We start from the raw sequence: 13,951 nt of genomic DNA, 5'->3' as shown, positions 1-13,951 counted from the left end.
CTGAACTCTCAGGGGCTTTTTTTGTGGATAAAGAAAGAGTTATCCACAATTTGATAATTTTTGTTTAAAAATTAGCTTCGAGATTCATTTGAACACTGAGCTGATGTTTCGAATCATCATCAATATGGTTAAAAAAGTTAAGGTCATTTTGCATAAAAAGCCAATTTCGCCACACAGGCTGGCGCCATGAAATATAAGGCCCCCAACTATTTAACCGAATGTCATTTTTGGTATATACGCCACCACTATAGACACCATAAGTAAGATGATTATCCTTTAAAAATTGATACTGCTGAAAAGTCCAATTTCCCCAACTATAATCTTCATTTTCACTCTTATTCACATTAAATTTATTAGCGAAAAGAGTGTTATCTTGCATTTTCTGCGTTAAGTTTAACGTCGTTTCGGTGTAGTTCCGGCTAGTAGAGCCGTAGCGAAATACCTGTTCTGTATCCAAACTAATGTTATGTCTTAAATTCCATTTTTTCTTTGCCAAAAATTGTACATAAACATCGTTTTCTGAGTTTGAACCTAAATCAAGATTATTTTCAAAAGGCATCCAGGTTGAAATGGTCGCCCAGCTTGCACTCAGTGGATTATTTGTCGAAACCTGTGTCGATGAGGTTTTCTTCTTTTTCTTACCGAAGGCCTTATAAGTCTGTTCAGGCTGAGTCGCACGTTTCCATAACGTATCATTTCCAAATACAGCCATTAGTTCTTGAATTAAGGCGACATCGGGTAAAGCATCATTTGTCTCTATTTCACAAGGAGAGAGTGAAAGTGATTGTCTTTTTACTTTAGTAAAATTCGTAGAAGAATAAGGATAACGCCGTGACCGTTGGTGCTTGAACGTATTATAAAAAAATTGAGTATGCGGAATTAAAGCCAATACGCCTAAACTATAAATACAAACTAAGGCAGCTGATTTGTATTGAAATGAAAAAGGGGAGAATTGATTCATTTTTAAGGAGAAGGAATCAAAAATAAAAATTAGAACAATACTTTAAAAGGCTAAGCTTAAAAATTTATTTAAAAGTGTTTTATTATTCATCACCTTGGATGGGTTCCAAGGTGATGTTTGGCAGCTTAAAAAAGAGCTTCTAAGCGCAAGAATGTACTGACAAAATGGTTGCGATCTTCACGGTGATCATTAAAGTAATTTACATCTCCTTGAACAAAGAACCATTCACGTAAAACAGGTTGGCGCCATGAAACAAATGGTCCCCAACTATTTAAACGCAAGTCATTGTCGTTGTAATAACCACCTGTATAAATACCATAATTAAAACGGTTATTTGCAAAGAAACTATGTTCACGGAAAACCCTATTTTCCCAACTTAGATCATCATCTTGATCATCGGCATAAGTTAAGCTGAACTGATTTGATAAAATCGGTTGATTTGGTCTGGCATGGGTAAGTTCAAGATTGGTACGTAAGTAGTTTTCACTGTCTATGCCGTAACGATAAATTTGCTCAGCATAAAATTTAAAATCATTACGGAGTTGCCAATTTCTTGATGCTTTTAAACGAACATAAATATCGTCTCCAGAACGGATACCTAAGTCAGCATCTGTTTCAAAAGGCAATTTTTTCGAGAAGTCTGACCAACGTAAAGCAATAGAACTGTTGTCATCTCGAGTTTGTTTACCATTTAACTTCTTATTGGAGTCTTGATTTGGGTTTTGGTTAATATTGGCCGGACTGTTATTAAATTCGTTATCTAAAGAATCATCACCAAAGACCACACTTAGACGTTTTTCTAGCGTTGGTAATTTAATCCTGCCTCGTATTCTGGGCTTAATTTCAAAATTATCGTATTCATTCCAATAGTTATCGACCATTACGCGGATGGTTGCAGTAGCTGGTTTCTGTGGATCGACTTCTCCAAACCAGTTATCAATTTTTTCAGAAGTACGATCGGCCCAATTACGAATTTTCTTTTGCTTACGGTCAACCCAGGTTTGATCTTCTGTTTGTTCGGTAGGGGGAACAATAGGTTGACTAGACTGCTCTGGAAAAATGGTTGGGGTCGCATCTACCCAACGGGGGATCTGATCTAACAGATTTTCATCTGTTGTAGCTTCGGTTTGAACTCCAGATGACAAACCTTCTACTTGTTGGTTTTGAGAGGAAGAGCTCGTTTCTGCATGAGCAATGCATACCGAACCAATTCCAAGAGTTAAAAGTGCAAAAAGCTGCCGATAAGGCATTACGTGAAATGTTTTCATATCTATCTTTATGTTTTGTTGTTGTTTCCACTTTTGTTGATTTTTCTAATAAAATCAAGAGGAGACACAAAAGTTAAGTAAATTTAACTTTTTTTACATATTTGAAATAAATGAAAAAGTTTATGCTAGTAGCGATTATTTTTAACCAAAAAAAATCCCCCAATTAAGGGGGATGATAGATCAAGGAAACTTCAAATTCCGATCATTAAACACATAAAAAACAGAACATTACAGCGCGAATATTCTAAGAAGCAATCATAAACTGATTTTAAACAATTAGATAGTTCTTTTTTTAGAACGCTCTATTGCTAAAATGGTGATAAAACATACGATTTCATCACATTTTCAATTGTGTTGATTTATTTCTGTGGAATATCACATGATTCATCATCACAAACAGCAGCATCATCTTGCTCGACTGCTTCAGCATTTGCTTTAAGTTGTGCTTGCTCTAAGACTTTTAAAAAGACGTCACGTGGTTGAGCACCGGCGAGTGCAATTCGTTGATCAAATACAAAAAATGGCACACCTGTAACATTTAACTGCTCTTTAGCAATCTTTTCGTCATGACGAACAAAGTCAGATAGTTCATTAGTATCTAATACAAATTCAACTTCCGCATTATCAAGACCAATACGAGAAGCAATTTCTTCTACAACTTCACGTTCACCAATTGCGAGACCTTCGGTCATATAAGCATGGAAAAAAGCTTCTTTTGCTTGGTTGCCTAAGCCTTTGCTTTGCGCAAGGTGAATAATACGGTGTGCATTGAAACTATTGCCAGAATTCGCTTTTTGCCATTGGAAATCAATACCTTCAGAGGCAGCCATGGCAGCAATATTGCGCTCCATTTCTTCCATCTCTTCATAGGTACGGCCATATTTTTTAGCTAAACGTTCTGTATTTGATGTGTCATGTTTTGCTGGCGCATCAGGATCTAATTCAAAACTATGCCAGTGAATTTCAAGCTCAATACCTGCTTCAGCAGCTACATGTTCAAGGCGTTTTTTGCCGATATAACAGAAAGGGCAAACTACATCAGACCAGACATCAACACGCATGGGAGAATCTCATAAATTTTAATTACCCATCATAATAGGGATGATGCACAAGGATTTAAAGCTTTGAGTAGCGAATACAGTGTTGCGTATTGTGAAATAAATGGCATATAAAGAAGAATAAGCTCTATTTTATAACTATAAAGAGCAAAACTATAAAAAGGGAAATAGGAGGTGTGTATGCGCCGAGTTTTGATTGCAATTGCAAGTCTGATTGTTGTCGTAAGCATTATTTTTTTCACCTATCAACACATCAAACAGCAACAAGCCAAAGATAGTAGTCAAATGTTTGATGTGGTCATGACTGAAAAAATGAACCAGCTTTATGAACAAGCGCAAGACTGGTCTAAACCTGTCGAGCTTAATATTCACGATAAACGGTTGGCAGGACACTATAAGCAAATTTCAGAATTTCTTTTAAGTTATTGGATTCAAAATATTAATGCACGAAATGCATATTTAAGAGAACTCAAAGCAGCCAAATGGGATACTTTTTTAAATGTTGATCGTCTAGATCTTGATAAAAAGCAAAAGTTTGTAGAAACCGAGAAGATGTTAGCCGATGTCCGTATGGCTTCAGATCAGTATCAAAGTGAATATGAAAAAATTCATAAAACTTTCTTAGCAAAGGTTCAAGAATTATCTGTTGATGCAGAGATGAGACAACTTCTTGAAATGAAATTAGGAACTCAGCAAAAAGCTGATCAAGATCATGCAATTTTTATGATTGAGCTACAAATTTTAGATAAAGCAGAAGAAATGTTTAAACTTCTAAAAAATTATGAATGGCAAAAGAAAGATCAGATGATTCTTTTTCATGAAAATGCTCAGGTCAAAAAGTTTAATGGGCTTTATCAAGATGTTCTAAAACTGAATGCAAAAATTGAAAAAATTAAGAAAAAGAATGTAGCTGCACTCGAAGGAGATTTAAAAGATTAAGCGTGGCATGAGCATCAAAAATTATGGTTTGGTGCTCTCGGTTTTTCCTTTGGCTAAAAAAGATTGTAATAAACTTTGAGAAGTTTGTAGTTTGTTTAATTGTTCAGACACATGCATGAGTTCAGTTTGCAGTTTTTCTTGAACCACTGAGCACAGCGTAAATACGCGTTCATCTAAATCAAAACAAGGCAGTAAGGCTTGAATGTCTTTTAAGTGCATGCCCGCATCATTTAATATTTTAATTTTCTTAATATTTTCAATATCTTTTTGCGTATAACTTCGATAGTTATTACTCGCTCGAAGAGGCTGTATAAGCCCTAAGCTCTCGTAATAACGCAGCATACGCGGGCTAACTTCTGTGAGTTCGGCAACTTTGGCAAGGTTCATAAAATGGGGTTGACCTTAACAGTGGTGTCATAGTTTAGCATGTTTATATCTTTCAAAATGGTACTTGTTCCATGATCAGAAAACTCATTTTATTGGTGTTATTCGGATTAATGTCATTTGTTGCAAATGCCAAAACACTTGAACTTCAGGAGAAGAACATGCGTCAAATATTTGTGCTCCATGGTTACTCTGCTTCTATAGATGATCACTGGTTTTTAGATTTAAAACATCAAATAGAAGATGAACATACGACTGTTACCTTAATTCCATTTCCAGATTCTGAGCATCCAGATGTGGATGCTTGGCAGAAGGTTTTAGATCAACAGATCCCTAAGGTGGATGAGAATACCTATTTTGTTGCGCACAGTTTAGGGGTGATTACGTTACTGCACTTTTTGCAAAAACATGATTACCAGAATATTGGTGGAATGATTTTAGTATCTGGATTTTCTGGTCCAATTTCAGACTTTTCTCCACTCGATGCCTATATAACAAAAAGTAAAGTCGATACGAACTATTTTAAGGACATAAAGAAAAAGCTGGTGTATTTATCTGATAATGATGATTTGGTTCCACCAAAACTGACAATTGAATTGGCGAAAGAAATTGATGCGCCGTACATTACGGTTCCTAATGGTGGGCACTTTTTGGGTAGAGAAGGTTATACGACGTTTCCACAAGTTGTGAATTCTTTAAAAGAGATGTTAAATGATTAATAAAAATCCCCGTATTGAGCGGGGATTTTTTAATCTTTATTGAAAGTTTGTAATTCTTATTCGTAGTCTATTAAGGTTGGTAAATGATATCCATGACTTTCGCAGGTAAAGCGATAATATCGAAAGTTAAGGTAAACGGAAGCAGTGGTAAATTTGCTAGTTTCTCCTTAGTGGATAAGGGAACTTTTCCGCTCTTATCGTGAAGATATTGGATTTTAACGTGATATGGCTTGGATAAAGGGGTTATTGTTTTAAGATTTTTTACAGGAGGATAAACAGTTCCTTCAAGATTTAAATCAAATTTATGTGGTTCTAATTTCTTTGCACAGCCACATGGAACTACACCATATTGTTTAAATAAAGCTGATTCTTTCTCGTTCAATTTTCCATTAGGTGGGGTGTAAGAGAATCTAATATGTCCGTAAAAACGGTTACTATTCGAAGCTGGGGCATTAAAGTCTAGCTCATTACTGATTTGAATATATTGTGGATTTAGCTGGCTAATTAATTTAATGAAATCGTTACCACCTTTATTAATGACATAACTATATTTTTTTCCTGCGATAACAATACTATCTTCAGGTTCATTGGGTAAGGATATGGATGGTTTACCGAATGCGATTACATCATCTTCAACTAAAGTGATCCATTCATGGCCTGCGTCATATTTTGTAAATAGCTCTCGCGTATTTTCACCAATAATTCGATTACTCGCACAACCAGTGAGAAAGAAACTGATTAGTAAACAGCTCATGATAATGTTCTGATTTAATATTTTAAAGTTCATTATTTCTGTTGAATTCAAGCGATTTATAAAAGGCTGACTATAAACAAAAAATCGTAGTATTTAAATCTAACAATAGGATCTGACTTAGCCACATTCAGACTAATTTCTAAAATATTTTTATAAAATCTCTTACTTTTACATTAAAAATTTTAATTATATTTACCGTTTATCTGAGCATTACTGAATCAAATTCGACTTTGTTGTAGCCTATTTATAGATACTTTTAATTTAATCATCATCTTTTAGTTGAAATAGGGTGAGTGATTTTTGGAGCAAGTTATGAACTTTCTAAAACAATCAGCCTTCATTGCTGCATTTGCTTTTATGGGTTTACCGACTGTTCAAGCAGAAGAAGTGGCTACTTTACCAACAATTCGTGTTATGGCTGAATCTGAGCTACGTGAAGAAGTAGGATTTGTACCTTTCCAAGAAGATAAAAAAGTGCGTCAGGCTCTGCAACATCATGAGTATAAAACGCATTACGATATACAAAATGCTTTAGTCCCTGAAGGCATGACTACAGTAGATTATCAGCCAGTTATGGCACAGCCTGATTTATCTCAACTTTCTCCATTCTTACAACAATACATTTTAGCGGTAGCAGGTGGAATACAATCTTCTGATCCAACCAATGGTATCTTTGTAATGTTAAAAGATTTGAATATTAATCGAAGTAATGTCGATGCTTATCGTGAGGGTACGATGAAAGTAAATATTCAAGATATTAGAGATTTACAGCAGCAAATTAAAGATGGTCTTCAAGGCCATTAAAAAAATCCCCGCATTGAGCGGGGATTTTTTTATCTTGGTGTTAATTAAACACGTTCGATCACTGTTGCAATACCTTGTCCAAGGCCGATACACATGGTCGCAAGACCGATTTGAGTATCTTGTTGTTCCATTACGTTTAACAACGTAGTGGTGATACGCGCACCAGAACAGCCTAGTGGGTGACCCAAAGCAATCGCACCACCATTTAAGTTAATGATGTCTTGCTTGTCATAAATACCTAAGCCCTTCATTACTGATAAGCCTTGAGCAGCGAATGCTTCGTTTAATTCGATAGTTTGAATATCAGCCATCGTTAAACCAGCGCGTTTAAGCGCTTTTTGAGTTGCTGGAACTGGACCATAACCCATGATTGCAGCATCGCAACCTGCAACTGCCATAGAGCGAATCACAGCGCGTGGTTTTAAACCTAACGCTTGTGCGCGCTCAGCAGACATAAGCAACATTGCAGAAGCACCGTCAGACAAAGCTGAAGATGTAGCCGCAGTTACCGTACCGCCTTTCGGATCGAATACAGGACGTAATGCTTTGAACGACTCAAGGTTTGCGTCTGGACGAATTACTTCGTCGATGTCACAAAGGATTTTAAAGCCATTTGCATCGTGACCTTCAACACCAACGATTTCGTTTTTGAAACGACCTTCTTGAGTTGCAGCCCAAGCACGGCGGTGAGATTCAACACCAAAAGCGTCTTGCTCTTCACGGCTAATACCATTCATGCGACCTAACATTTCAGCAGTTAAGCCCATCATGTTAGATGCTTTTGCATAGTGTTTAGATGCTTCTGGGTTTAGGTCGATGCCGTGCATCATACCTACATGGCCCATGTGCTCTACACCACCAATAATGAAGATATCACCTTGGTTAGTTGCAATCTGTGCAGCAGCAGTATGAAGTGCTTGCATAGATGAACCACAAAGACGGTTTACAGTTTGACCTGCTACAGTTTTTGGTAAGTCAGCCAATAAGCCGATGTTACGACCAATGTTCATACCTTGTTCTAAAGTCTGGTTTACACAGCCCCAGATCAGATCTTCAACTTCATTGGTGTCAAACTGGTTACGAGCAACGAGTGCACGAACCAACTCAGCAGATAAGCTGTCAGCACGTACATTGCGGAACATACCGTTTTTGGTTTTACCCATTGCAGAACGTACGCCATCAACGATGACAACGTCACGTGGATTTAAAGTAGCCATTCACGTTGCTCCTTAACCGTAGAATTTTTTGTTGTTAGCAGCCATGTCACGCAACATTTGTGGCGCTTCATAAGCCTTACCTAAGTGCGCATATTTGTCGCAAAGTGCAACATATTCAGCAACACCTGTCTGGTCGATATAACGACATGGACCACCACGGAATGGAGGGAAACCTACACCCATAATCATTGCCATGTCTGCTTCAGCAGCAGTTGCAACGATGTTGTCTTCTAAGCAACGAACTGTTTCGTTACAGAAAGCAAGCATCATGCGGTCAATGATTTCTTGGTTATCAAACTCGCGTTTTTCACCCGTTACGAAAGGAGCAATGATTTCATACGCTGTTGGATCAACAGTTTTTGCTTTCTTGCCTTTCTTATCGAGTTCATATTTGTAGAAACCAACGTCATTCTTTTGACCAAGACGCTTAGCTTCGTACATTGCTTGGATTGAACCTTTGTAGTCTGGCTTCATACGGTCTGGGAAACCTTCAGCCATAACTTCTGCACCGTGAACACCAGTGTCGATACCAACAACGTCGATGAGGTAAGCGGGACCCATTGGCCAGCCAAACTTAGACATTACATTGTCAACTTGCTGGAAGTCTGCGCCGTCTTTTACAAGAAGGTCAAACGCACCAAAGTAAGGGAACAATACACGGTTAACCAAGAACCCTGGGCAGTCATTTACAACGATTGGTGTTTTACCCATTTTTTGAGCAAGAACAACAGTAGTTGCAATCGCTTCTTCAGAAGTCTTTTCACCACGAATGACTTCTACAAGCGGCATCATGTGAACTGGGTTGAAGAAGTGCATACCAACGAAGTTTTCAGGACGCTGTAATGCTTTCGCTAAACGTGTAATTGAAATTGTAGACGTGTTAGACGCAATAATCGTGTTTTCACGAACATACTTTTCAGTATCTGCAAGAACGATTTCTTTAACTTTTGGATTTTCTGTAACCGCTTCGATCACGATATCAACTTCTTTAAACTCATCGTAGCTTAAAGTAGGACGGATACGTGCAAGGGTTTCACCCATTTGCGCAGGTTTCATTTTCTTACGTTCAACTTGTTTAGTTAACAAGCCGTTCGCTTCTGACATACCTAGTGCAAGTTGTGGGTTACCAATATCTTTCATGATAATTGGAGTGCCTTTGCTTGCCGCTTGGTAAGCAATACCACCACCCATGATACCAGCGCCAAGTACGGCTGCTTGGTTTACAGGGTGAGCACCTTTTTCATGTTTTTTAGCAGTTTTCTTAACAACTTGGTCATTGAGGAATAAACCAATCAATGCACCAGCTTGTGGAGTAATCGCAGCTTTAGCAAAACCTTCAGCTTCAGCTTTTAATGCTTCGTCACGCGCAAGGCTTGCACCTGCTTGTAATGAATCAAGTAATAATTTTGGAGCAGGGTATTGAGCAGGATTTGCTTTAGCAAGTACGGCACCTTTTGCTGTGTTGAACGCCATCATTTGTTCAAGTGGGTTCAATTTTACAGCATCAAGTTTTTCTTGACGTTTAGCTTTCCAATTCAAACGACCAGAAATTGCTTGCTTAACTAAGTCAGTTGCAGCTTCAAGTAATTTATCAGCAGCTACAACCGCATCTACAGCACCATCTTTAAGGGCAGCAGCCGGTTTTTTAGGAGCAGCCATCGCCATCCATTCAACCGCGTTGTCGATACCAATAAGACGGCTTAAACGTACGCTACCGCCAAAACCTGGGTAAATACCAAGTTTAATTTCTGGTAAGCCCACTTGCGCAGCTTCTGACATCACACGATAGTCACACACTAAACACATTTCAAAACCGCCGCCTAACGCCATACCGTTAATAGCAACAACTTTTGGAATTTCTAAATCTTCAAAGCTATTGAAGATTTCATGAACAGGCATAAGCCAGTCAACAATCGCTTTTTCGCCTTGAGCGAAGTTTTCACCAAATTCGGTAATGTCTGCCCCAACAATAAATGTTGATTTGCCCGACGTAACAACTAAGCCTTTAATATCGTTATTTGCTTTTACCGCAGCAATAGCAGCTTGGAAATCTTCAATTGTTGCACGGTTAAATTTATTGACCGACTCACCTTGTAAGTCAAAGCGGAATTCTGCAATTCCGTCCGAAAGCATTTGGACGGTAATGGCATTGCCAGCGTGGATCATGCCTGATCTCCTTGGTTTTGGAGGACTTCTAAGTTGATGTTATGAAGCGTGTGCACAGCTTTGGTACACATCTATGCTTCGCTAATCTTACGATAACTATATCTAAAAAAAACCTGACAAGTTGTATCAAGCCGTGACGCAAGGGTCATCTTATTTATTATTCAATTCATCTGTATTAAATGCATAAAAGAAATCATAAAGATAGCTGCTAATCAAAGGCTTTTGTTTTGCTTTAAATTTTTCTTTATAAAGCTCTGGAATTATCAAGCTTTCTTATAAAAATTATGAAAATTCAAAAGTTAATTTTTTGTCAAAAAAGTCAATTGTTCAATTTTTATCTTAAAAAAGCTAATAAAAATAACAACAAGTTTTAACTTCTTAAAGTGCTTAAAAATACTGAGGGTTCTTTTATTTTTTATAAAAATATGAGGCCTATTATTTGACTTAATTTTTTACATTCGCTTTTTATAAGTCAATTTTGTTAAAATTTGTGCCAATTAAATAAACTTCCGGTTTCTATTGCCTTAAATATAAGGTGAAGTTGCCCCTAATCTTTTGAAAGAGTAGCAATATGATTAAGTGGATCATATTAGCGATTTTTGTGATATCAGCATTGTATATCCAGCTTCGCGGCAAAGTGCGTCACTCGTTTTATCGTCAATTTTTTGACCATTCAACCTTGCTCGCACCGATTAACTTTTTAATGTACATCTTTTCAAAGGTGCCGAATCAACCTTATATCGACACCCAGCATTTTAAAGATTTAAAAGTGTTGGATGAAAATTGGGAAATGATTCGTGATGAAGCAAAAGCTTTATATGACCAAGGTGGGATCAAAGCTTCAAGTACATATAACGACTTAGGTTTTAACTCATTCTTTAAAACAGGTTGGAAGCGTTTTTACTTAAAATGGTACGAGTCAAGCCATCCGTCTGCTGCTGAGCTTTGCCCAAAAACCACAGCTCTTCTTAAAACATTGCCGACAATTAAAGCAGCAATGTTTACCGAGCTTGCACCTGACAGCCGTTTGGTAAGACACCGTGACCCATATGCAGGTTCACTGCGTTATCACTTGGGTTTAATTACGCCAAATGATGATCGTTGTTTTATTGATGTTGATGGTGAAAGATACTCTTGGCGAGATGGTCAAAGTGTCGTGTTTGATGAAACCTATATTCACTATGCTGAAAATAAGACGGATCAAAACCGCATTATTTTCTTTGCAGATGTTGAACGTCCAATGAAAGTGAAATGGATGGAACGTTTCAATCATTGGTTTGGTCGTAAAGTAATGACTGCTGCAAGTTCACCGAATGAAACAGGTGACCAAACAGGTAGTTTAAATAAAGCTTTTGGTTATGTTTATCAAATTCGCATTAAAGCTAAAGCATTAAAAGCTAAAAACCGTAAGTTGTATTACTTCTTAAAATGGTTATTAATGCTTGGGATTTTCTTCCTGATTTTTGTTCGACCATATATATTTTAATTAAAACGCCCGAAAGGGCGTTTTTTATTTTGATTATTTAAATAGTTTGCATTTATTTTTCCGCACTTAAAAAGATGATTATTAGAGCGGATAGTATTTTTATTTAAAATTTTAGGTGAATTTTATATTAATTATTGGGATGATAATGCGACTGGTAAATATATACCTTTCTTGTGCTTGATAAATTTAAAAAATTGTGTGGAATATAAATGAATACGGTGATGAAACAAGCTTTAGTAATAACTACATTCAATGCAGCATTAATATTGACTGGATGTGGGAAATCTAAGCCAGAACCAAAATCAAAAACAGATAAAGTTGAGACAGTTTCGGATTGGAGCTGTACGCATCCTGAGAATTTGAATCAGATTCAAACCTCATTAAAAAAAGAGTATTTGAAACAAATCGAACGCAGTTTAAGACAAAGTCAATATCAGGTTGATGCGGACATCCTTAATAAAATTAATCAAGGTTTGAAGTTTGAAATTAAAAGTATTCGCACTTTACCCTTAGAAGACGATAGTCAAAAAAATACACAATTAAGTTGTGAAAGCCAATTGGTCGTTTCATTTCCTAAAGGCTTACAAAAGCGTGCGGAAAAAGCATATATTGAAGAACAGCGCTATTCTGATGAAGAATCGGATGTACTCAATGACCATTTTTCTAATAATGATTCACCTTTGACCCTTGAAAATGATCAATTGAAAGGTGATTTTTTCTATAACATCACAAAAACAGATAAAGAGGGTTTGGTATTTAATTTGCCAAGTCAAAATACTGTGATTGAAGGAGTGGTTTTTGTTGCCACTAAAGCTGTGCAATATGCGGCTTATGTTGAAGAAAATCAACGTTATGAAAAAAGTCGTGTAGAGGATGATAAACAATCGGCAGAAAATTATAATGCACAGACTGAATTGGCACAGAAAGCCATGGATGTCCGTAAAAAAGAATTGGATAGCGACAAAGCTAAGCAAGTAGAACGCTTAAATCAGACTTGGGATAAATTGAATGCTGAGAAAAAAACTCAATTCAAACAAGATCAATCCGATTGGTTTGAAAAACGTGATGTTGAATGTAAGGTACTTGCACAAAAAAGTGTTGATGACATTGCTGAAAAAGATTTAGAAACTTATCAAAAACAATCGAATTACTGGACTGCTGAAATGAGTAAACAAAACCAAGAGATGCAATATACACAATGCTTTACCCAAAAAACTATAGAGCGAACGGTTTATTTAAATAATTTAAATTAATCTGAAATTCTCTATAAATACTTGGTCAATCGTATTTAAAATGGATGGGATTGACCAATTATAGGTAATTACTCGGACTTTATAAGTGAGAGTTTTAACCCAGTAATGATAGATAAATAGTTTTATTTATTACGCCCGAAAGGGCGTTTTTTTATGCTGTACAGTACTTAATAGATTTTGTGACTCATTTCACAGTGCTGGCAATTTGTTACAACTATTAAAAGCCAAAGAGCAATTTTGATTCTACAATGGCGCGGTTTTTTCGAAGACTGGTTAGCGGAAGTAGGTTTTAAAATGGCTCATGCTCATCACGCAGTTCATGCACATGTTCATCATATCGAAGAGAGAAAAGAAGAAAGCTCTCAGGATGATTTAAAAATGAAAGTGATGTTAAGACAAGCAGCTTCGTCGACTGAAAAACATAAAAAATCTGATGTGAAAAGTCATCAATCTGAAGATCAAAATATTAATTTGCATAAGTTCTCAAGTAAGCTTGAAAGTATATCTGCCAACCATAGTAAAGAGAAATGCGCCAAGAATATTCGCATTGCTTTACAAGCAGCAGGCGCAGATGTGTCTAAGCATCCAGTAGCAGCTTCAGACTGGGGACATACACTTGAGAAGAACGGTTATAAGAAAATTAAACCTGCTTTTAATCGTCCTCAAGAAGGCGATATTTATATTATTGAGCGAACAAGTGGCCACACATATGGTCATATTGCGGGATATACAGGGAATGGCTGGTTCTCAGATTTTCGTCAAAAAACCTATGCGGTCTATAAAGAAAAAGATGTGAAATATAGCTACTATCGCCTCGATTCTTAAGCGAGTACGACATAGTTTGTCGGGGCATATCCAAATCTGTTTCCAAATTTGGCTTCTGGCACAGTAAAGCACTTGAAAACTAGGGTTGAAAACATCACATTAGGTATTCAGTATTAA

The 13,951-nt window shown here is 36.8% G+C and carries 14 protein-coding genes; 7 read left to right on the top strand and 7 right to left on the bottom strand.

Annotation, left to right across the window (positions count from 1 at the left end; all coding sequences use genetic code 11):
• Positions 1-64: 64 nt before the first annotated feature.
• From MJX77_RS03865 to MJX77_RS03855, 3 genes are all read right to left on the bottom strand, one after another.
• The gene (locus MJX77_RS03865) at positions 65-961 is read right to left on the bottom strand and encodes a selenocysteine synthase (RefSeq protein ID WP_252060590.1); all 897 of its coding nucleotides are present in this window, start codon (positions 959-961) and stop codon (positions 65-67) included.
• Between the two features lie 125 nt (positions 962-1,086).
• A complete protein-coding gene (locus MJX77_RS03860) occupies positions 1,087-2,229 on the bottom strand; it encodes a hypothetical protein (protein WP_192835748.1) in 1,143 nt (380 codons plus the stop codon).
• A 359-nt stretch (positions 2,230-2,588) separates the two neighbouring features.
• Positions 2,589-3,290 carry a DsbA family oxidoreductase gene (locus tag MJX77_RS03855; protein WP_111855678.1) on the bottom strand — a complete coding sequence of 234 codons (702 nt, stop codon included), beginning with the start codon at positions 3,288-3,290 and terminating at the stop codon, positions 2,589-2,591.
• 177 nt (positions 3,291-3,467) lie between these two features.
• Between MJX77_RS03855 and MJX77_RS03850 the strand changes: the two genes are divergently transcribed.
• Positions 3,468-4,226 carry a hypothetical protein gene (locus MJX77_RS03850; RefSeq protein WP_252060589.1) on the top strand — a complete coding sequence of 253 codons (759 nt, stop codon included), beginning with the start codon at positions 3,468-3,470 and terminating at the stop codon, positions 4,224-4,226.
• A gap of 21 nt (positions 4,227-4,247) precedes the next feature.
• On the opposite strand, the gene MJX77_RS03845 is transcribed toward MJX77_RS03850, so the two are convergent.
• Entirely contained in the window at positions 4,248-4,613 is a 366-nt protein-coding gene (locus tag MJX77_RS03845; RefSeq protein WP_252060588.1) for a MerR family transcriptional regulator, read from the bottom strand.
• A gap of 71 nt (positions 4,614-4,684) precedes the next feature.
• Here MJX77_RS03845 and MJX77_RS03840 point away from each other — a divergent pair, with 71 nt between their 5' ends.
• The gene (locus MJX77_RS03840; protein WP_252060587.1) at positions 4,685-5,329 is read left to right on the top strand and encodes an RBBP9/YdeN family alpha/beta hydrolase; all 645 of its coding nucleotides are present in this window, start codon (positions 4,685-4,687) and stop codon (positions 5,327-5,329) included.
• A gap of 70 nt (positions 5,330-5,399) precedes the next feature.
• Here MJX77_RS03840 and MJX77_RS03835 read toward each other — a convergent pair whose 3' ends face one another.
• A complete protein-coding gene (locus MJX77_RS03835; protein WP_252060586.1) occupies positions 5,400-6,116 on the bottom strand; it encodes a YidX family protein in 717 nt (238 codons plus the stop codon).
• Positions 6,117-6,395: 279 nt separating this feature from the next.
• Here MJX77_RS03835 and MJX77_RS03830 point away from each other — a divergent pair, with 279 nt between their 5' ends.
• Positions 6,396-6,887 carry a hypothetical protein gene (locus MJX77_RS03830; protein WP_252060585.1) on the top strand — a complete coding sequence of 164 codons (492 nt, stop codon included), beginning with the start codon at positions 6,396-6,398 and terminating at the stop codon, positions 6,885-6,887.
• A gap of 44 nt (positions 6,888-6,931) precedes the next feature.
• On the opposite strand, the gene fadA is transcribed toward MJX77_RS03830, so the two are convergent.
• Positions 6,932-8,104, bottom strand: a complete 1,173-nt coding sequence (fadA, locus tag MJX77_RS03825; protein ID WP_004795064.1) for an acetyl-CoA C-acyltransferase FadA — start codon at positions 8,102-8,104, stop codon at positions 6,932-6,934.
• Positions 8,105-8,116: 12 nt separating this feature from the next.
• Positions 8,117-10,270 (bottom strand): fatty acid oxidation complex subunit alpha FadB, encoded by a 2,154-nt coding sequence (gene fadB / locus MJX77_RS03820; RefSeq protein WP_252060584.1) that lies wholly within the window; start codon positions 10,268-10,270, stop codon positions 8,117-8,119.
• A gap of 571 nt (positions 10,271-10,841) precedes the next feature.
• Between fadB and lpxO the strand changes: the two genes are divergently transcribed.
• From lpxO to MJX77_RS03800, 4 genes are all read left to right on the top strand, one after another.
• Complete coding sequence (gene lpxO / locus MJX77_RS03815; RefSeq protein ID WP_252060583.1) at positions 10,842-11,756, top strand: lipid A hydroxylase LpxO; 915 nt, start codon at positions 10,842-10,844, stop codon at positions 11,754-11,756.
• A gap of 90 nt (positions 11,757-11,846) precedes the next feature.
• Entirely contained in the window at positions 11,847-11,969 is a 123-nt protein-coding gene (locus MJX77_RS03810) for a hypothetical protein (RefSeq protein ID WP_080645777.1), read from the top strand.
• Positions 11,966-13,009, top strand: a complete 1,044-nt coding sequence (locus tag MJX77_RS03805) for a DUF1311 domain-containing protein (RefSeq protein WP_252060582.1) — start codon at positions 11,966-11,968, stop codon at positions 13,007-13,009. The genes MJX77_RS03810 and MJX77_RS03805 overlap by 4 nt, the downstream gene beginning before the upstream one ends.
• Before the next feature lie 294 nt (positions 13,010-13,303).
• Positions 13,304-13,834, top strand: coding sequence for a CHAP domain-containing protein (locus MJX77_RS03800; RefSeq protein ID WP_252061307.1), 531 nt, complete (start codon positions 13,304-13,306; stop codon positions 13,832-13,834).
• Positions 13,835-13,951: the final 117 nt, after the last annotated feature.

The organism is Acinetobacter sp. AHP123, from assembly GCF_023757925.1.
Taxonomy (GTDB): Bacteria; Pseudomonadota; Gammaproteobacteria; order Pseudomonadales; family Moraxellaceae; genus Acinetobacter; species Acinetobacter oleivorans.
Note: the sequence above shows the minus strand (reverse complement) of the source record. Positions and strands in the feature narration are given on the sequence as shown.